This window comes from Streptomyces morookaense (assembly GCF_013030945.1).
GTDB classification, from domain to species: Bacteria; Actinomycetota; Actinomycetes; order Streptomycetales; family Streptomycetaceae; genus Streptomyces; species Streptomyces morookaensis.
On the sequence record NZ_JABBXF010000006.1, the window covers coordinates 270093 to 289260 of the forward strand.

The following is a 19168-nucleotide window of genomic DNA, read 5'->3' on the forward strand; positions in this document are numbered from 1 at the left end:
CCGGAAATCCCCACTCGTACGGACGCCCAGCGCAGCGCACCCGCTTAGCGTTGAACGTGTGACCGACACATTCCAGCCGAGCACCCGGAGCGAGGAGCTGCGCGTGGCGAAGACGCTCCTCCACCGTCTCCGGGAGGATCTCTTCACCGACGCCTTCGCCTTCCGTCCGCTCCCGCCGCTCCCCGCCGACCACCGGCTGGTGCGGACGCTGCCGCGCCGGGCCGCCCGGTACACGCGGTGGCTGCCGCACGCCGTCGTCGTGGGCTTCGCCCTCATGGTCATGCTGGCCACCACCGAGCACGCGGGCCTCGTCCCGGCGCTGTTCGTCGGTGTGCCGATCATGACGACCCTGGTCCGGCCGGTCGGCGCGTGGTGGCTGTCGTTCGGCGTGATGTTCCTCACCGGCATGGTGCTGCCGTTCGGTTCCAGCGTCTCGCCGTGGTCACCGGGCGGCTTCCTGCCGCACCTGGCGGTGATGGTGCTGGTGGCGCTGCGCACCCGGCCGCGCGTCGCGGCCGGGATGTGGCTGCTGACCGGGGCGCTGGCGGTGTTCCTCGGGGTGTTCCGGTCGTACGGGGCGCCCTACGGCGGCGAGCTGTTCCAGATGATGGCCTTCTCCGGCTTCGTGCTCTTCGCCGTGGTCGCCATACGGGGCCTGCGCGAGGGCAAGCAGCAGGTCGAGGCCCAGGCGGCCGTCACGGAGGCCGAGCGGTCGCGGCGGACGCTGCTGGAGGAGCGCACCACGATCGCCCGGGAGCTGCACGACGTGGTGGCCCACCACATGTCCGTGGTCGCCATCCAGGCCGAGGCCGCGCCGTACCGGGTGCAGGACACCCCGCCCGAGCTGGCGGCCGCGTTCCAGACCATCCGGGAGAACGCCGTGGCGGCCCTCACCGAGCTGCGCCGGGTGCTCGGCGTCGTCCGGTCCGAGGAGGGCCCGGACACCGCGCCCGAGGCGCCGCAGCCCACGCTGGCCGACCTCGGCCTGCTGCTGGCCAATGTGCGGTCGGCCGGGCTGGAGGTCGAGCACGTGATCACGGGCGCGGTGCGGCCGCTGCCGCAGGGCGTGGAGCTGTCGGCGTACAGGATCGTGCAGGAGGCGCTCAGCAACGTCCTGCGCCATGCGCCGGGCGCGGCGGCGCGCGTGGAGGTCTCGTACGTCCTCGGCGGGCTCGGCCTGCGCATCGTCAACGGCCCGGCCGACCGCCTGGCCAAGCCCTCGCCGGGTGCGGGGCACGGGGTGCTGGGCATGCGCGAGCGGGTGGGCATGCTCGGCGGCGGGATGACGGCGGGGGCGACGGGGGACGGCGGCTACGAGGTCGCCGCGTTCATCCCGGTCGCGGTGCACGGTGAGGATGCGGCATGACCATCCGGGTACTGATCGTCGACGACCAGATGATGGTCCGCGAGGGCTTCTCCGTGCTGCTGAACGCGCAACCCGACATCGAGGTGGTCGGGGAGGCCGTCGACGGGCGGGAGGCGGTCGCGAAGGTGGCCGAACTGGGGCCGGACGTCGTGCTGATGGACATCCGCATGCCCGGCATGAACGGGCTGGAGGCCACCCGCGAGATCGTCGCGGCGGACGGGGACGCGAAGGTGCTCGTGCTGACGACGTTCGACCTGGACGAGTACGTCTACCAGGCGCTGCGCGCCGGGGCGAGCGGCTTCCTGCTCAAGGACGCGTCGGCGCGGCAGCTGGCGGACGGGGTGCGGGTGGTCGCCGACGGGGAGGCGCTGCTCGCGCCGACGGTCACGAAGCGGCTGATCCAGGAGTTCTCGCGGCTGGGCGCCCCGAAGACGGCGCCCGCGCAGGAGCGCATCGGGGACCTCACGGAGCGGGAGACGGAGGTCCTGGTCCTGGTCGCCCAGGGGCGCTCGAACTCGGAGATCGCCGGGCATCTGGTCGTGGCGGAGTCGACCGTGAAGACGCACGTCAGCCGGATCCTGGTGAAACTGGGGCTGCGGGACCGCACGCAGGCGGCGGTTTTCGCGTACGAGACGGGACTGGTGACGCCGGGGGGCTGACCGCCGGTTCGGCCGTTCTCCGGGTGCGGGTTCGTTGTGGTTGCTCGCGCAGTTCCTCCCCCAGCGCCCCTTACGGGGCCCTCAAGCGCGCGGCACCGTCAGCCGCCACCCCTCGCCCAGTGCCGTCCATGTCCGGGCCCGGACCGGGCCGCGGACCCGGTTGTCGGCGCGGTAGCGGAAGTCCGGCCCGGACACGGTGATGGTGCGGGCCGCCGCCCGCACCGGGTGGTGCCCCGCCCTCGGGTGGACGATGACCTCCGCCAGCCCGCCCCCCGCGGGAGCGGACACCGCGACGCGCCCGACCGGCCGGTCCCCGGTGGCCAGCAGGACCCCGTCCGCCTCGACCCGCAGCCGCGCCCCGGGCCGCGGCCCCCGCCGGGGCCCGGTCCGGGTCAGCAGGGCCAGGGCGCTGCGCGCCGACACCGCCGCCCCCGGCACCCCCCGCACCGCCGCGCAGCGGCGCCCGGCCTCGGACGCCGGTACCCAGAGGCCCCCCAGGACGATGCCGTCGCTGTCGTCGGCCAGCAGGCCGAACCGCCGCTCCACGCCGTCCAGGACGGCCCGTGCGGCCGCCACGGCCCCCAGCGGGACGCCGAGCACCCGCGCCACCGACACGGACGGCAGCGAGCCGACAGGGACCCACGCCAGCGGTGCCGCGGCCAGCTCGCGCTGCCGGTGCAGCAGGGCGACGACCCGGAGCAGCGCACGGTCGTCGCCGATCACCACCGTGCGCCGGCGGCCGCGCCGTCCGACGGCCCGCGCCACCTCCTCGGGGCTCTCCGGGAGACAGATTTTCGCCATCGATCCGGCGCACAGCACATCCCTTGCGATCCGCACGGACTCGCCGTCCACACGGCGGGCGACGGGGTCGACGACGACGAGCAGCCGCTGTCCGGCCGGGTCTGCAGCCGACACGTTCGTCCTTCCTCAGGTAACCTCTCGGTGCAAGAGCCCCTGTCGCTGTTGCGCCAGGGGCTTCGTCTATCCGGGGCACCGGTTCGACGGCTCTAGCGGTGGTGTACGCCCTGACCAAGGCGGGCGTGGGGCCACCCGTGCACGTTGGACATGCCCCGCCCGGAAGGGGTGTACGCCTGTGCCCGCACTTGTGCTGCTCGGTGCTCAGTGGGGTGACGAGGGCAAGGGGAAGGCCACCGACCTGCTCGGCGGCTCCGTGGACTACGTGGTGCGCTACCAAGGTGGCAACAACGCCGGCCACACGGTCGTCGTCGGTGACCAGAAATATGCGCTCCACCTCCTCCCCTCCGGGATCCTCTCGCCGGGGTGCACCCCGGTCATCGGCAACGGTGTCGTCGTCGACCCGGCGGTCCTGCTCTCCGAGCTGAGCGGGCTGAACGAGCGCGGCGTCGACACGTCGAAGCTGCTGGTCAGCGGTAACGCGCACCTGATCACGCCGTACCACACGACGGTCGACAAGGTGACGGAACGCTTCCTCGGCAAGCGGAAGATCGGCACCACCGGCCGCGGCATCGGCCCGACCTACGCGGACAAGATCAACCGCGTGGGCATCCGGGTCCAGGACCTCTACGACGAGTCGATCCTGACCCAGAAGGTCGAGGCGGCCCTCGACTTCAAGAACCAGATCCTCGCGAAGCTCTACAACCGCCGCGCGATCGACTCGGCGAAGATCGTCGACGAGCTGCTGGGCTACGCGGAGCAGATCCGGCCGTTCGTCGCCGACACCACGCTGATCCTCAACAACGCCATCGACGACGGCAAGGTCGTCCTCTTCGAGGGCGGCCAGGGCACGCTGCTGGACGTCGACCACGGCACGTACCCCTTCGTGACCTCCTCCAACCCGACCGCGGGCGGCGCCTGCACGGGTGCGGGCGTGGGCCCCACGAAGATCAACCGGGTCATCGGCATCCTCAAGGCGTACACCACCCGCGTCGGCGCCGGTCCGTTCCCGACCGAGCTGTTCGACAAGGACGGCGAGGCGCTGCGCACCATCGGCGGCGAGCGCGGTGTGACCACCGGCCGCGACCGCCGCTGCGGCTGGTTCGACGCCGTCATCGCCCGCTACGCGACCCGCGTCAACGGCCTGACGGACTTCTTCCTCACCAAGCTCGACGTGCTCACCGGCTGGGAGCAGATCCCGGTCTGCGTCGCGTACGAGATCGACGGCAAGCGCGTCGAGGAACTGCCCTACAGCCAGACCGACTTCCACCACGCGAAGCCGATCTACGAGATGCTGCCGGGCTGGACCGAGGACATCTCCAAGGCCAAGACGTTCTCCGAACTGCCGAAGAACGCCCAGGCGTACGTGAAGGCGCTGGAGGAGATGTCGGGCGCCCCGATCTCCGCCATCGGCGTCGGCCCCGGCCGTGACGAGACGATCGAGATCAACTCCTTCCTTTCGTAAGGCTTTTAAGGCTCGTTGCACGCAGAAGCGCCCCGACCGCCCGGCGGTCGGGGCGCTTCTGCGTGCTGTCACCCCGTTTTGCTGTAGACCAGCGACGCGTCCTTGGTGCCCGAGTCGGTGAAGTCGCGGCGCATCCGCCCGTCCGGGAGCAGCACCAGATCGGAGGCCGAGCCCGGCTGGCAGGCCGCGGCCGGCTGGGCCTGGACGACGGCGGAGGGGCCGAGGTGCAGCGGGGCACCGCCGTCGCCGCCGCCGGTGACGGCCGCGGTCCAGGCGCAGGTGTAGGCGGTGCCGTCGTCGAGGTAGCCGCCGCCGCGGATCCCGACGGTGCCGCCGCTGCCGCCGGCTCCCGGGCTGACGGTGAGGACGCGGGTGCTGCGGCCGCCGCCGGAGTCGAAGCCCGACTGCCAGGTCCCGGCGTAGGCCTGCGCCCCGCCGCCGTTCGCCGGGGAGGCGGGGGGCGGCGGTGCCGGGGACGATCCGACGGTGCCGGGGACCGCCGGGGGAGTCGTGGCCGGCGCCGTGGCCGGGGGAGCGGTGGAGGACGTCGCCGGGCCGGAACCGTTCCCGGTCTGCTGGTGCTGCCGGAGCAGGTAGACGGTCCCGCCGCCCGCGAGCAGTCCGGCGACCACGATCGCGGCCAGCAGGTACGGCGTCTTCGAGCGGGGCGGGGGAGGAGGCGCCGGGTATCCGTATCCGTATCCGTACCCGGGAGCGGGCGGGGCGGTGGCGGTCGGCGGGTCCGCCGGGGGTGCGGCCGGGGTCACCACCTGGGTGGGCGGTTCCTCGGATCTGGACGCCGACGGGTCCTCCACGTCGAGCAGCTGCACCGCGTGCCGTCCGAGCTGGGCGACCAGGCCCCCGGGCAGCCAGGGCTCGCCCGACCGCAGGTCCGTCAGCCGGCCGGCTGCGCCCGTGCGCTCCAGGGCCTCCTCGGGAGTGGGCCGGGCGGCGGGGTCCTTGGCGAGGAACGCGGCGATCAGCGGGCGCAGGGTCTCCGGCACGGCCGCGAGGTCCGGTTCCTCCTCGGCGATGCGGTACATCAGCGCGTGGACGCCGCTGTCCGCGGTGCCGAAGGGCATCCGGCCGGTGGCCGCGTAGGCCAGCACCGAGCCGAGGCAGAAGACGTCGCTGGCGGGCGTCACATGGGCGCCGCGCACCTGCTCGGGGGACATGAACCCGGGCGAGCCGACGGCCGCGCCGGTACGGGTGAGGCCACCGTCGGTGACGGTCTCCAGGGCGCGGGCGATGCCGAAGTCGATGACGCGCGGACCGTCGAGCGTGATCAGCACGTTGGACGGCTTGAGGTCCCGGTGGACGATGCCCGCGGCGTGGACGGCCTGCAGGGCGCGGGCGAGGCCGGCGCCGAGGATGCGGACGGAACGTTCGGGCAGCGGCCCGAAGTCCTGGCCGACCACCTGGCGCAGCGAGGGGCCGGCGATGTACCCGGTCGCGACCCAGGGGACGGCGGCCTCGGTGTCGGCGTCGAGGACGGGCGCGGTCCACTCGCCGCCGACCCGCAGGGCCGACCGGACCTCCTGCCGGAAGCGGCTGCGGAACTCCTCCTGCGTCGCCAGCTCCGGGTGGACCAGCTTCACCGCGACCGTCCGGCCGCGGTCGGAGCGCGCGAGATAGACCCGCCCCATGCCGCCCGAGCCGAGCCGGGCGAGCAGTCGGTAGGCACCGAGTGCGCGCGGGTCCTCCGGCGTCAGAGCTTCCATGCCGGGTACTCCTTCCCCCCAGTTTCCCCTTGTTCTCCCGCGGAGAATAGCGGCACGGCAAAGGGCCGGGATCCCGCACGGTGAAAGTGCGGGTTCCCGGCCCTGCCCCGGGGCCGCTCAGCCCGGGACGATGTTCTCCGCCTGGGGTCCCTTGTGGCTCTGCGCGATGTCGAAGGTGACCTTCTGACCCTCGTTCAGTTCGCGGTAGCCGGTGGCGGAGATGTTCGAGTAGTGGGCGAAGACGTCCGGGCCGCCGCCGTCCTGCTGGATGAAGCCGAAGCCCTTTTCGGAGTTGAACCACTTCACGGTGCCGGTGGCCAAGACGATCTCCTGGAGAGAGAGTTGAGACGGAATTCCGTAGGGGGAAATACAAGAGCGCGAGGGAACCTAGCATGCAAAAGGGTGGCGAATCGGTATTTCCGGTACGGCGATTCTCGAAGGGACCGGTCCCCTTGGGCCCGGCAGGGTGTCCGCACCCGGGACAACTGGCGTACACAGTGCCGGTGCCCCGTCCCCTCCGTGTTCCCTAGGCTCGGACCATGAGCCTGCACCAGCCCACCACGCCCGAAGCCGGCGCAGCCGTCAAGGCGGCGGACCGCGCCCACGTCTTCCACTCCTGGTCCGCGCAGGGCCTGATCGATCCGCTCGCCGTCGCCGGGGCCCGGGGCTCGTACTTCTGGGACTACGACGGCAACCGCTATCTCGACTTCTCCTCCCAGCTGGTCAACACCAACATCGGCCACCAGCACCCCAAGGTCGTGGCCGCGGTCCAGGAGCAGGCCGGCCGGCTGTGCACGATCGCGCCGGGCTTCGCCGTGGACGTGCGGTCCGAGGCGGCGCGGCTGATCGCCGAGCGGACGCCCGGCGACCTCGACAAGATCTTCTTCACCAACGGCGGCGCGGAGGCGGTGGAGAACGCCGTGCGCATGGCCCGGCTGCACACCGGCCGGCCCAAGGTGCTCAGTGCGTACCGCTCGTACCACGGCGCGACCGCCGCGGCGATCAACCTGACCGGGGATCCGCGCCGTTGGCCGTCCGACAGCGGCGCCGCCGGCGTCGTGCACTTCTGGGCGCCGTTCCTCTACCGCTCGCCCTTCCACGCGGAGGACGAGCAGCAGGAGTGCGAGCGCGCGCTGCAGCACCTCCACGACACGATCGTCTTCGAGGGGCCGCGGACGATCGCCGCGATCGTCCTGGAGACCGTCCCCGGCACCGCCGGGATCATGGTCCCTCCGCCCGGCTACCTCGCGGGCGTCCGGGAGCTGTGCGACCGGTACGGGATCGTGTTCGTCCTGGACGAGGTCATGGCCGGCTTCGGCCGGACCGGCCGCTGGTTCGCCGCCGACCACTTCGGCGTCACGCCCGACCTGCTGACCTTCGCCAAGGGCGTCAACTCCGGCTATGTGCCGCTCGGCGGCGTGGCCATCTCCGCGGAGATCGCCGCGACCTTCGACGAGCGCCCGTACCCCGGCGGGCTCACCTACTCCGGCCACCCGCTGGCCTGTGCCTCCGCGGTCGCGACGATCAATGCGATGGCCGAGGAGGGCATCGTGGAGAACGCCGCGCACATCGGCGAGACCGTCCTCGGCCCGGGGCTGCGCGAGCTGGCGGAGCGGCACCCCTCGGTGGGCGAGGTGCGCGGGCTCGGTGTGTTCTGGGCCGTCGAGCTCGTCCGCGACCGCGCCACCCGCGAGCCGCTGGTGCCGTACAACGCGGCGGGCGAGGACAACGCCCCGATGGCCGCCTTCGCCGCCGCGTGCCGGAGGGCCGGGCTGTGGCCGTTCGTCAACATGAACCGCACCCACGTGGTCCCGCCGTGCACCGTCACCGAGGCCGAGGCGAAGGAGGGCCTGGCCGCCCTGGACGAGGCGCTGGGCGTGGCGGACGCGCACACGGTCTGACCCCGGACTGCCCCCGCCGGCCCCCCGGCGTGTAGCGTCGCTTCCCGTCGTGCGATGCCAGCGCGCGGCCACGGAAGGGGAGAGACGCACACCATGCCCGGCAGCGACGCTGTCAAGCGCACGACGCTGCGCTCGCAGATCGCCGACGCCCTGCGCGACGAGGTCATCGCGGGGCGCCTTCCGGCGGGGCGGCAGTTCACCGTCAAGGAGATCGCCGAGAGCTACGGCGTCTCGGCGACCCCGGTCCGTGAGGCGCTGCTCGACCTGTGCGCGCAGGGGCTGCTCGACGTGGAGCTGCACAAGGGCTACCGGGTGCGGGAGTTCTCGTACGCCGACTTCCTCGACATGGTCGAGGCGCGCACGCTGATCGTCGAGGGCGTCTTCCGGCGGTCCGCGCAGCGGGCCCTGCAGGCGGCCACCCCGGAGGCGCTGGCCTCGGTGCGGCGGCGGGCCGAGGAGGCGGGGCGCGCGGCGGTCGCGGGGGACCTGGACATCCTCATCGGCTACGACCTGCGCTTCTGGCGGGAGTTGGCCGGCCTCGTCGGCAATCCGTATATATCGGACTTCCTCGACCGGGTCCGCATCCAGAGCTGGGCCTTCACCGTGCCCCTGCTGCGTCGCCTCGGCGATCTGCGCGGGCGCTTGTGGCACGGCCACGCCGAGCTGGTCGAGGCGGTGGCCTGCCGGGACGGGGACCGGGCGCAGCAGCTCGTCGCCGCGTACAACGACCACGCGCTCGACCTGATCAGATCGCTCGCGACGGGCTTCGACAGATCTCCGATCGAATAGGGTCGAATGCGCCCATGGTCGTCGAGATGCCGAATGTGATGCCGAGTGACAGTGCCCATGACGCCCGCGACGCCGGCGGCCATGACGCCCGGAGGAGCGGCTGTCGGCCTGACGGTGGTCGTCCCCGCCTACAACGAGGAGCAGCGGCTCGCCCCCAGTCTCGACGCCATCCGCGCCCACCTCGACTCCCTTGACGCGGGCGCTGCGGACGACTGGGAACTGATCGTCGTCGACGACGGATCGGCCGACGGCACCGTCGCCGTCATCGAGGCCGCCGCCGCCGAGGAACCCCGCATCCGGCTGCTCCGCACCCCCGCCAACCGCGGCAAGGGCCACGCCGTACGCACCGGCGTCCTCGCCTCGCGCGGCCGCCGGGTCCTGGTCACCGACGCCGATCTGGCCACGCCCATCGAGGAACTGGCCCTGCTGCAGCGCCGCCTCGACGAGGGCGCCGCGGCCGCCGTGGGCTCCCGCGCCCTGCCCGGCTCCCGCATCTCCGTACGCCAGAACCCGCTGCGCGTCGCCCTCGGCCGGCTCGGCTCCGGGCTGATACGCGCGGCGGCCGTGCCCGGCATACGGGACACCCAGTGCGGGTTCAAGCTCTTCGACGGCGACAAGGTGCGTGCCGCCTTCGCCGACTCCCGCCTGGACGGCTGGAGTTACGACGTGGAGATACTGCGCCACTTCCACCAGCAGGACTGGGAGGTCGCCGAAGTGCCCGTGCGCTGGGCCCACCAACCCGGCTCCAAGGTCCGGCCGCTGGCCTACCCGGCCGTCCTCGCCGACCTCGTACGCCTGCGGGCCCGCTCCGTCCGCCCGGCCGGCCTGCTCGTCGGACTCCTCTACCTCGGCTTCGCGTTCTTGCTCTACCGCGGGCTGTGGGGGGACGCCGACGGCGGCGGCTATCTCACCGACTCGGGCTCCGACCAGCGGCAGTGGGAGTGGTTCTTCGCCGTCACCGCCGACAACGTCGCCCACCTCCGCGACCCGCTCTTCACCGACCTGCAGAACTTCCCGCTCGGCGTGAACCTCATGGCCAACACCGCCATGCTGGGCCTCTCCGTGCCCCTCGCCCCGGTCACGCTCGCCTTCGGGCCGCAGGTCACCTGGTCGGTCGTGCTCACCGGCGGCCTGGCCGCCACCGCGCTGTCCTGGTACTGGCTGCTGGCCAGGCGGTTCGTCCGGTCCCGCTGGGCGGCCGCCCTGGGCGGCGCCTTCTGCGCCTTCGCCCCGCCGATGGTCTCCCACGGCACCGCGCACCCCAACTTCACGGTGCTGTTCATGATGCCGCTCATCGTCGACCGGATGCTGCGGCTCTGCGAGGGCCGCCGCACCGGACGGGACGGCGCCGTCCTCGGCCTCTTCCTCGCCTACCAGATCTTCCTCGGCGAGGAGGTCCTGCTGCTGGCCATGACCGGCTGCGGCCTCTTCGCCCTCGGCTACGCCCTGGCCGCCCCCGACGTCGCCCGGGCCGTGGCCCGGCCGCTGCTGCGCGGGCTCGGCGTCGCCGCCCTGGTCTGCGTGCCGCTCGTGGCCTACCCGCTGCTCTGGCAGTTCCACGGCGCGCAGAGCTACCGCAGCGTGCTGCACGGGCAGGTGGGCAACAACCCCATGGCGCTGCTGGAGTTCGCCACCCGCTCGCTCGCCGGCGACCCGAAGGTGGCCGCCTCCCTGTCGCTCAACCGGACCGAGGAGAACGCCTTCTTCGGCTGGCCGCTCGTCGTCGTCGCCGTCGCGATCGTCGTCCGCCTGCGCGACCAGCCGCGCGTCCGCGCCCTGGGCTTCACCGCACTCGCGGCCGCCGTGCTCTCGCTCGGCCAGAACATCCCCCTGCTCGGCACCGACAAGACGCTGCCCGGCCCGTGGCGCCTGCTGGCCAAGATGCCGTTCTACGAATCGGTCATCGAGTCCCGCGTCGCCATGGTCTGCGTGCCCGCCCTCGGTATCCTGCTCGCCCTCGCCTGCGACCGGCTCGCCGTCAAGCGCCTGCGCAACGAACGCGAGTCCTCGCGCAGGCTGCTCGGCTGGGCGGGCCTCGCCGCGGCCCTCGTCCCGCTCGTCCCCACCCCGTACCCGACGGCCGGCCACGCCCCGGCGCCCGCCTTCGTCGCGGACGGCACCTGGCGCCAGTACGTACGCCCCGGCCACTCCCTGGTGCCCGTCCCCGTGCCCAGCCCGGAGGACACCACCGCACTGGGCTGGCAGGTGCAGGCCGACCTCGGATTCGCCTTCCCCGGCGGCTACTTCAACGGCCCGTGGGGTCCGGAACGCATCGGCATCTACGGGCCCGAGCAGCGCCCCACCGCCGAACTGCTGCGCAAGGTACGGGAGACGGGCAAGGCCCCGGCCATCGGCGACCGGGAGCGCAGCGCCTTCCGCAAGGACCTCGCCTTCTGGCGCGCGGACGCCCTCGTCCTCGCGCACCAGGACCACGAACTGCCGCTGCGCGAGACCGTCACCCGGCTGACGGGACGGCAACCGCAGTGGACGGGTGACACGTGGGTGTGGGACGTCCACGCGATGGCCGAGGATGGTCCCCGGGACGGTATGACAACCGGCTGAGCGGCACTACTCTGGCCCGACGCCCGACCACCTACGAGAGCGAGCTCGCGTGGCCTGTGACCTCTGGCTAGTGCCCCTCGTCGACGTGCTCTGCCACAGCCCCGACAACCCGTTCGCGGAGGAGATCGCCGCGTACGACAAGGCCCTGGGCGAGGCGGGCCTGCCGCCCGTGCCGGTCTTCGGCTACATGCCGGGCCTGTCGGGGGACGTGGCACCGGTCGCCGGCTTCGACTACGACGCCCTGCACTTCCTGCGCCGCGCCCATCTGCTCAACCTGTGCGGCCTGGAGGTCACTCCGGTGGATGAACTGGGCGGCGACTACGAGCAGTTGCTGGAGATCTTCGAGACCACGGCCCAGCAGTCGCACCTGGTCTGGCACTACGACCACGCCGGGGCGTACGTCCCCGTGGACTTCGCGCACCCGCTGTCCACCGACGAACTCCTCGAAGGCGGCGGCCCGCTGGGCTCCAGCCACGGCCTGCTGCGCGAACTCCGCACGGTGGCACCGGCGCTGGGCATCGACCCCGACAACCCCCCGCCCACCCCGGCGGCCCCCGGCCGCCCCACCCGCCTGGACGAACGCGTGGCACCGGCCACGGAGGACGACAGCCCGTTCGCGAGGGAACGCCACGTATGGCTGGGGCTGCACGCGGCGGCGACGCGAAGCCTGGGGCAGGGCTCGATGATCGTGTTCAGCTGAGGGGCGCCCATGTCGACGCTGCGGTGGCTTGCGCCCCGAAGGGGCGCGGGGAACCGCGGACCCGCGGACGAACGGACCCCGGCCCTAGCGGGGCGACTCCGGCGGCCGCTGCCGCGGCATGTTGGGCCGCGTCCCCGGAGGCAACGGGAACCGCCCAATTGCCCCACCGGCATCGCCGCGAGGCGACCAGGCGACGAGCGACTGCGTCAGCAACGGCGCCGGCCCGGCCCGGAACTCCACCATCCAGTCCGCCGTTTCGGCCCGCACCAGCTCGGACACGTCCTCCGAGAAGCGCCGCAGCACCGTCAGGCACCGCTCGGCGGCCTCGCTGGCCGTGCCCTCCGTCGGGCCGAGGACCTCGCGCACGCACTCCGACGCCCAGTCGAACTGCAGCGCCTCCAGCCGCCGTTGGACCGCCTGCGCCGTCGCGACGGCCCGCATCCAGCCCGTCGTCAGCCCGAAGTAGCGGTCGCAGGCCACGCACGCCACCGCGCCCAGCAGGAAGAGGAACGCCCAGGCCGTACCCCCGCGCAGCGCCTTCGTCAGCTCCAGCAGCGGCAACGCGGCACCGATCACCGCGCACACGGCCGCCGCGAGCCGCAGGGCGCGGGCCCACCGGCGTTTCCAGGCCCGGTCGGCGAGATACCAGTCGGCCAGATACAGCGCGCCGCTCTCCACCCACCGGTAGAGCTCGTCGAGCCGCACGGCGGGCTCGCCCCAGTCCCCCTGGGGGAAGGTCCGGCCGCGCAGGTCGCCCCGGTGCTGCCCTCCCTGGCCTCCCTGCTCCCGCGGGGGCCCCTCGGGCTGCATCTCAGGCTGGCTCACCCCTGCTCTCCCTTGATCTGTCGAGTGATCTGTCGAGCTCGATTTGTCGTCATGCCGTCATGGCGTCATGGCAGTGCGCAGCCTCCTTCCTACCGCCGAACGGTTGGCGTTGGAGGCAAGATCCGGCCTTTTCCGTCCGTAAGTGCAGGGGAATCGGGTATAGGGCGCTCGCACCCTCACCCGAAAGAGTGGGGCGAAGAGTGGACGACGGGTCCACGGAGGTTTCACGGAGGTTCCTACGATCCCGGCCCGGGGCCCGCGTCGTAGTGATCCACAGGGCAGGCCGTAGGGTGGCCCCTGTGAAGGTCCTCGTCATCGGCGGCGGCGCCCGCGAACATGCCCTGTGCCGCGCTCTCTCCCTCGATCCCGACGTCAGCGCGCTGCACTGCGCCCCCGGCAACGCCGGGATCGCCGACGTCGCCGAGCTGCACCCGGTGGACGCCCTCGACGGCGCCGCCGTGGCGGAGCTCGCCGCGGCGCTGGGCGCGGACCTCGTGGTGGTCGGCCCGGAGGCCCCCCTGGTGGCGGGCGTGGCCGACGCCCTCCGGGAGCGCGGCTTCCCCGTCTTCGGCCCCTCGGCCGAGGCGGCGCGGCTGGAGGGCTCGAAGGCCTTCGCCAAGGACGTCATGGCCGCTGCGAACGTCCCCACGGCCCGCAGCTATGTGTGCACCACCCCGGAGGAGGTCGACGAGGCCCTGGACGCCTTCGGCGCCCCGTACGTCGTCAAGGACGACGGCCTGGCGGCGGGCAAGGGCGTCGTGGTCACGGCCGACCTGAAGACCGCGCGCGAGCATGCGCTGGCCTGCGACAGGGTGGTGATCGAGGAGTTCCTGGACGGGCCCGAGGTCTCCCTCTTCGCGCTCACGGACGGCGAGACGGTCGTCCCGCTGCAGCCCGCGCAGGACTTCAAGCGCGCCCTCGACGGCGACGAGGGCCCCAACACCGGTGGCATGGGCGCCTATTCGCCGCTGCCGTGGGCGTCGCCGAAGCTCGTCGACGAGGTGCTGGAGAGCGTGCTGCAGCCCACCGTGGACGAACTGCGCCGCCGGGGCACGCCGTTCTCCGGGCTGCTCTACGCGGGGCTGGCGCTCACCTCGCGCGGGGTGCGGGTGATCGAGTTCAACGCGCGCTTCGGCGACCCCGAGACCCAGGTCGTGCTGGCCCGCCTGAAGACCCCGTTGGCCGGGCTGCTGCTGGCCGCCGCGACGGGCCGCCTGGCCGAGGTGCCGCCGCTGCGCTGGAGCGACGGCGCGGCCGTCACCGTCGTGATCGCCTCGCACAACTACCCGGGCACGCCGCGCACCGGCGACGTGATCGAGGGCCTGCCGGAGGCCGCCGCGGCGGAGGAGGCGTACGTGCTCCACGCGGGCACCGCCCGGGACGCCGAGGGCCGTGTCGTCAGCGCGGGCGGCCGGGTGCTGTCCGTGACCGCCACCGGGGACGACCTGGCCACGGCCCGGGAGCGGGCGTACGCGGCGGTGTCCCGGATCCGCCTGGACGGCTCGCACCACCGCACGGACATCGCGGAACAGGCCGCACGGGGCTGAACGGGGCCGAACGGGACGCCGCCGCACATCCTTTGGCCAAGGCCATTCGATCGGGTGACCGATCCCCCAACCGGCTGACGGATGCCGTGCCCGCAATCTAGGGTCGGCGCAGGCCGCCTGCCGTACGACTGACGTCCGGCTGCGAGGGCGGCCCAACTGGCCCACCGGCATTGCGATGTCGGAGGCCGGTGCCACAGTGGGGGAGACAGGCAAAGGACTGCGGCACGGGCCCCTCCGGGCCCGCGCCGCACACCTCGGCGGAGCACTACCGGCAACTGGGGGTGATCAGGTCCCGTGGCAGTTCCCGAACCCGGCGCGCACGCCGCGCGCACCCGAGCCCTCGCCGTGCTGCGTGTGCGCAGTGCAGCGCTGGCCGTCGCCCTGCTGCCCGCGGCGGCAGCGGTCGTGCTGCTCACGGGCCGGCTCACCGGCCGCATCCCGGACGGCTCCGGCTGGGAGACGGCCCGCGGTGCGGTGGGCGCCCTCGCCGTCGTCGTGCTGCTGCTGGCGGCCGCCGTGGCCGCCGTGGTCGCGCGGGCGAGACCGGCCCTCAGCCCCACCGTCCCGATCCCGGAGGAGACCGCCCCCGACCTCTACCGCCTGGTCCGCGACCTCGCCGACCGGCTGGACGTCCCGGCGCCCTCCGCCATAGCCCTCACCCCGGACTGCGACAGCTGGCTGGAGGACCGCACGCATCCGGCGCACGCCTCCGCGCGCGGCGTGCTGCCGGCCCGCGGGCGGGCCTGCGCGGCCCCGGTGCTGGTGATCGGCTCCCCGTTCCTGTGGTGGATGCGCGTGGCCGAGCTGCGCGCCCTGCTCGCGCCCGTGGTGGCGGGCACGGGCCCCTCCGCCCACCCCGACATAGCGGCCGCCCGCCGTTTCGTCCGGGGGCTGGACGCCGCCGTGGCGGTCGCGGCCGGGCGGCCCGCCCTCGCCTTCGTGGGCTGGGCCGCCCGGCTGCTGCTGCGCTCATGCCGCGGTCATGCGGCCGAGATGGAGCGCGGGGTGGCCGCAGCCGCCTCCGAGCGCGCGCAGACGGTGGACTACGGGCTGCGCATCGTCGCCCAGGAGCAGGTCGGCCTCGCCTACGCCGGCTGGGACCGGCTGCTGAACCGGGTCGCCCTGCCCGCCTGGCGGATGGGCCGCTGGCCCTCCCGGCTGGACGCGGGCGTGGTCTCCGCGCTCACCGAGCTCTCCCGCCGCGACCGGCTGGCGGAGGGCTTCGCCTCCCGGCTGGGCGAGCGGCCCGCGTGCGACCTGCTGGAGGAGCCGGGCGTCATCGACGAGGCCGCCTCGCTGCTGGCCGCCCGGCTCTTCCACGGCGGCCCGCAGGAGCCCGGCGCCGGCTGGTCGCCGGTCGCCTGGAGCCAGTACCCGGAGGAGGTCGTGGACCGCAAGTGGCGGCTGGAGGCCGCCCGGCTGCACCGCGTCCTCGATGTCCTCGACGACCTGGCCTCCTACGGCGCCGCCGACGCCCTGCCCGGCCCGGACGGCACCCCGGCGGCGCCGACCGTGGCCAGGGTCCTGGAGCGCCTCAGCGGACCCGCGGGCAGCGGCCTGGGGGAGGAGCTGGGGGTGCGGCTGAGCGCCGAAGTGGCCCGCGAGGCCGCCCTGGAGGAGCGCCCGGAGCACTCCGGCGCGGCCGTCCCTGCGGCCGACCCCCGGTGCGACGGCCTGGCCCCGCTCTTCCCGCTGCAGCCGCCGCGCAGCGGCCGCGAGCTGCTCACGGACCATGTGACGGCCATGGTGTGCTGCGCCGCCGTGGACACCGCCGGCGCCGCTCCCGGCCTGGACTGGCTGGACGGCCCGGCCCTGCTGGTCGGCGGCGCCCGCCGCGCGGATCTGGCCCGTACGGTCCTGAGCCTGGTCGAGGACGGGGACGGCGAGCCGCTGCGTGCCTGGCTCGGCGAGGTCGGTGTGCGGGCGGAGAAGCCGGTACGGCTGGTCTGACCCCTGGCGAACCGGCCTGGCTGATGTGACGATGTGACGCTGCGTATGGGCTCGGACCATCACTTTCGGGGAATTTCACGACAACCGGTGACGAGCCGGATCGTCCATGTGCTCTGCTGGGACGGCTGAGGCGGGACGGAACCGGCGCCACGGGGGCACAGGGGAGGGAGCGCAGATGGGTACGGACCAGATCCGCCGCTGGGAGTCCGGCGCGCTCGCGCACGCCGTCTCGGATCCCTTCGGCCAGGGCCCGCTGCCCTGGCTCCGCGGCGACGAGTACTACTTCGCCGACACCGGCCAGATCATCCCCTGGTACGTGGACCCGGTGCCGGCCCGCGGCGGCGCGGGGGTGCCCGCACCCCGCCGGCCCGGTCCCCGCACGGCCGACGACGTCCACCGCCAGATCAAGGGCTTCGCCACCGCGAGCACCGTCGCCCCCGGCGAGGCCGTGGACTTCCGCATCACGGTCGACCCGCCGCAGCAGTTCGGCGTGGACGTCTACCGCATCGGCCACTACGGGGGCGACGGCGCCGCGAAGATCAGCAGCAGCCCCCGGCTCTCCGGCATCGTCCAGCCGCCGCCGCTCACCGTGGAGCGCACGGTCTCCTGCCACCACTGGTGGCTCTCCTGGCGGCTGCAGATCCCCGGCTACTGGAGCACCGGTGCCCATGTGGCCGTCCTGACCACCGCCGACGGCTACCGCAGCCACATCCCCTTCCTCATCCGCGACGCCACCCCCGCGGATCTGCTGCTCGTCCTGCCCGACATCACCTGGCAGGCCTACAACCTCTACCCGGAGGACGGCCGCACGGGCGCCAGCCTCTACCACGCGTGGGACGCGGACGGCCGCCTGCTCGGCGAGGAGGGCGCGGCCACCACGGTCTCCTTCGACCGCCCCTTCGCGGGCGCCGGCCTGCCGCTGCACGTGGGCCACGCCTACGACTTCATCCGCTGGGCCGAGCGCTACGGCTACAGCCTCGCCTACGCCGACACCCGCGACCTGCACGCGGGCCGCATCGACCCCTCCCGCTACCGGGGCATGGTCTTCCCCGGCCACGACGAGTACTGGTCGGTGCCCATGCGGCAGGCCGTGGAGGCCGCGCGGGACGCCGGCACGTCACTGGTCTTCCTCTCGGCCAACACCATGTACTGGCAGGTCGATCTGGCCCCCTCGCCCGCCGGCCCCGACCATCTGCTCAGCTGCCGCAAGCGCCGCGGCCCCGGGCGCTCAGCCCTCTGGAGGGACGTTTCTCCTCCCGAGCAGCAGCTTCTCGGCATCCAGTACGCGGGCCGGGTCCCGGAACCCGCCCCCCTCGTCGTCCGCAACGCCGACCACTGGCTGTGGGAGGCCACGGGCGCGGGCGAGGGCGACGAACTGCCGGGCCTCGTCGCGGGCGAGGCCGACCGCTACTACCCCCGGACGGCCCTGCCCGAGCACACCCGCCGCATCCTCCTCGCCCACTCGCCCTACCGGGACGGCGAGGGCGCCGTGCGCCACCAGGAGACCTCGCTGTACCGGGCCCCGAGCGGCGCCCTGGTCTTCGCCGCGGGCACCTTCGCCTGGTCCCCCGCCCTGGACCGCCCGGGCCACACGGACGCCCGCGTCCAGCGGGCCACGGCCAACCTTCTGGACCGCATCTGCAAACGCTGCTGAACCCGCCCCTCCGCCGTCCGGACCCATGCGGCAGAATCGAGGGGGCTTGGACAAACCACCAGGAGGATTGCGTGTCCGGATTCGTCGAGAAGCCCGAACCGGCCGAGGTGCCGGGGCTCGTGCATCTGCACACGGGCAAGGTCCGTGACCTCTACCGCGACGAGCACGGCAATCTGGTGATGGTCGCCAGCGACCGCATGTCCGCGTACGACTGGGTGCTGCCCACCGAGATCCCCGGCAAGGGCCGCATCCTCACGCAGCTGTCCCTGTGGTGGTTCGACCGCCTCACGGACCTCGTCCCGAACCACGTCCTCTCCACCGACGCCCCGCCCGGCGCCCCCGCGGACTGGGCCGGCCGCACCCTCGTCTGCCGCTCCCTGGACATGCTCCCGGTCGAGTGCGTGGCCCGCGGCTACCTGACCGGTTCCGGCCTCGCCGAGTACCGGCAGACCCGCACCGTCTGCGGACTGGCCCTCCCCGAGGGCCTGGAGGACGGCTCCGAACTCCCGTCCGCCATCTTCACGCCCGCAACCAAGGCGGAGGTCGGCGAGCACGACGAGAACGTCCCGTACGAGGAGGTCGCCCGCCAGGTGGGCGCCGAGACGGCGGCACAGCTGCGGCAGCTGACGCTCGCGGTCTACGGGCGGGCCCGGGACATCGCCCGGGACCGCGGCATCATCGTCGCGGACACCAAGTTCGAATTCGGCTTCGGCGGACGGGACCTGGTCCTCGCGGACGAGGTCCTCACCCCCGACTCCTCCCGCTTCTGGCCGGCGGACGAATGGCAGCCGGGGAGGGCGCAGCCCTCCTACGACAAGCAGTTCGTCCGCGACTGGCTGACGTCCCCGGCCTCCGGCTGGGACCGCCACGGCCACCTCCCCCCGCCGCCCCTCCCGGAGGAGATCGTGGAACGCACCCACGCCAAGTACGCGGAGGCGTACGAACGCCTCACGGGCACCAAGTGGGCCTGACGGCCCGGTAGGCGGGGCCCGTGGGCTGCGGTTGATCGCCGTTGCGGCGGCATCGCGCCCCGAAGGGGCGCGGGGAACTGCGCGACAAGCCCCCACCGGCCCGCAGCCGGATAAGAGCGCTCTCAGATTCGGCCTGCGAAACT

The 19168-nt window shown here is 73.5% G+C and carries 15 protein-coding genes; 11 read left to right on the forward strand and 4 right to left on the reverse strand.

What is annotated here, in order from left to right:
* Positions 1–58: 58 nt before the first annotated feature.
* Together HG542_RS04510 and HG542_RS04515 are read left to right on the forward strand one after the other, a co-directional pair.
* Complete coding sequence (locus HG542_RS04510) at positions 59–1366, forward strand: sensor histidine kinase (protein ID WP_171078692.1); 1308 nt, start codon at positions 59–61, stop codon at positions 1364–1366.
* Positions 1363–2025 carry a response regulator gene (locus tag HG542_RS04515; protein WP_171078693.1) on the forward strand — a complete coding sequence of 221 codons (663 nt, stop codon included), beginning with the start codon at positions 1363–1365 and terminating at the stop codon, positions 2023–2025. The genes HG542_RS04510 and HG542_RS04515 overlap by 4 nt, the downstream gene beginning before the upstream one ends.
* Positions 2026–2106: 81 nt before the next feature.
* On the opposite strand, the gene HG542_RS04520 is transcribed toward HG542_RS04515, so the two are convergent.
* A complete protein-coding gene (locus HG542_RS04520; protein ID WP_171078694.1) occupies positions 2107–2940 on the reverse strand; it encodes a diacylglycerol kinase in 834 nt (277 codons plus the stop codon).
* A 178-nt stretch (positions 2941–3118) separates the two neighbouring features.
* On the opposite strand from HG542_RS04520, the gene HG542_RS04525 reads away from it, so the two are divergent.
* Positions 3119–4405: an adenylosuccinate synthase gene (locus HG542_RS04525; protein ID WP_171078695.1), complete on the forward strand. Its 1287-nt coding sequence runs from the start codon at positions 3119–3121 to the stop codon at positions 4403–4405.
* 68 nt (positions 4406–4473) lie between these two features.
* Here the strand turns inward: HG542_RS04525 and HG542_RS04530 are convergent, their stop codons facing one another.
* Both HG542_RS04530 and HG542_RS04535 read right to left on the reverse strand, forming a co-directional pair.
* Entirely contained in the window at positions 4474–6126 is a 1653-nt protein-coding gene (locus HG542_RS04530) for a serine/threonine-protein kinase (protein WP_171078696.1), read from the reverse strand.
* 117 nt (positions 6127–6243) lie between these two features.
* Positions 6244–6447, reverse strand: coding sequence for a cold-shock protein (locus HG542_RS04535; RefSeq protein WP_171078697.1), 204 nt, complete (start codon positions 6445–6447; stop codon positions 6244–6246).
* Positions 6448–6665: 218 nt separating this feature from the next.
* Here HG542_RS04535 and HG542_RS04540 point away from each other — a divergent pair, with 218 nt between their 5' ends.
* The 4 genes from HG542_RS04540 to HG542_RS04555 all read left to right on the forward strand — a co-directional run bounded on the left by HG542_RS04540 (position 6666) and on the right by HG542_RS04555 (position 12078).
* Complete coding sequence (locus HG542_RS04540) at positions 6666–8027, forward strand: aspartate aminotransferase family protein (RefSeq protein ID WP_171078698.1); 1362 nt, start codon at positions 6666–6668, stop codon at positions 8025–8027.
* Between the two features lie 93 nt (positions 8028–8120).
* A complete protein-coding gene (locus HG542_RS04545) occupies positions 8121–8816 on the forward strand; it encodes a GntR family transcriptional regulator (protein WP_171078699.1) in 696 nt (231 codons plus the stop codon).
* Between the two features lie 57 nt (positions 8817–8873).
* Positions 8874–11378 (forward strand): dolichyl-phosphate beta-glucosyltransferase, encoded by a 2505-nt coding sequence (locus tag HG542_RS04550; protein ID WP_171078700.1) that lies wholly within the window; start codon positions 8874–8876, stop codon positions 11376–11378.
* Positions 11379–11427: 49 nt separating this feature from the next.
* On the forward strand, positions 11428–12078 hold the full coding sequence (locus tag HG542_RS04555) for a putative DNA-mimic protein (protein WP_171078701.1): 651 nt from the start codon (positions 11428–11430) through the stop codon (positions 12076–12078).
* An 84-nt stretch (positions 12079–12162) separates the two neighbouring features.
* Here the strand turns inward: HG542_RS04555 and HG542_RS04560 are convergent, their stop codons facing one another.
* Complete coding sequence (locus tag HG542_RS04560; RefSeq protein ID WP_227723442.1) at positions 12163–12903, reverse strand: SLATT domain-containing protein; 741 nt, start codon at positions 12901–12903, stop codon at positions 12163–12165.
* A gap of 299 nt (positions 12904–13202) precedes the next feature.
* On the opposite strand from HG542_RS04560, the gene purD reads away from it, so the two are divergent.
* The 4 genes from purD (at position 13203) to HG542_RS04580 (ending at position 19025) form a co-directional block, all read left to right on the forward strand.
* Positions 13203–14450: a phosphoribosylamine--glycine ligase gene (gene purD, locus HG542_RS04565; RefSeq protein WP_171078702.1), complete on the forward strand. Its 1248-nt coding sequence runs from the start codon at positions 13203–13205 to the stop codon at positions 14448–14450.
* A 294-nt stretch (positions 14451–14744) separates the two neighbouring features.
* Entirely contained in the window at positions 14745–16400 is a 1656-nt protein-coding gene (locus HG542_RS04570; RefSeq protein ID WP_171078703.1) for a hypothetical protein, read from the forward strand.
* 175 nt (positions 16401–16575) lie between these two features.
* A complete protein-coding gene (locus tag HG542_RS04575) occupies positions 16576–18054 on the forward strand; it encodes a N,N-dimethylformamidase beta subunit family domain-containing protein (RefSeq protein WP_171078704.1) in 1479 nt (492 codons plus the stop codon).
* Between the two features lie 71 nt (positions 18055–18125).
* Positions 18126–19025 carry a phosphoribosylaminoimidazolesuccinocarboxamide synthase gene (locus tag HG542_RS04580; RefSeq protein WP_171078705.1) on the forward strand — a complete coding sequence of 300 codons (900 nt, stop codon included), beginning with the start codon at positions 18126–18128 and terminating at the stop codon, positions 19023–19025.
* Positions 19026–19168: the final 143 nt, after the last annotated feature.

Bases quoted from the DNA above. Each gene is read 5' to 3' on its own strand.
- HG542_RS04515 (WP_171078693.1), top strand. From the start codon at position 1,363: ATGACCATCCGGGTACTGATCGTCGACGACCAGATGATGGTCCGCGAG.
- HG542_RS04530 (WP_171078696.1), bottom strand. From the start codon at position 6,126: ATGGAAGCTCTGACGCCGGAGGACCCGCGCGCACTCGGTGCCTACCGA.
- HG542_RS04540 (WP_171078698.1), top strand. From the start codon at position 6,666: ATGAGCCTGCACCAGCCCACCACGCCCGAAGCCGGCGCAGCCGTCAAG.
- HG542_RS04545 (WP_171078699.1), top strand. From the start codon at position 8,121: ATGCCCGGCAGCGACGCTGTCAAGCGCACGACGCTGCGCTCGCAGATC.
- HG542_RS04550 (WP_171078700.1), top strand. From the start codon at position 8,874: ATGACGCCCGCGACGCCGGCGGCCATGACGCCCGGAGGAGCGGCTGTC.
- HG542_RS04575 (WP_171078704.1), top strand. From the start codon at position 16,576: ATGGGTACGGACCAGATCCGCCGCTGGGAGTCCGGCGCGCTCGCGCAC.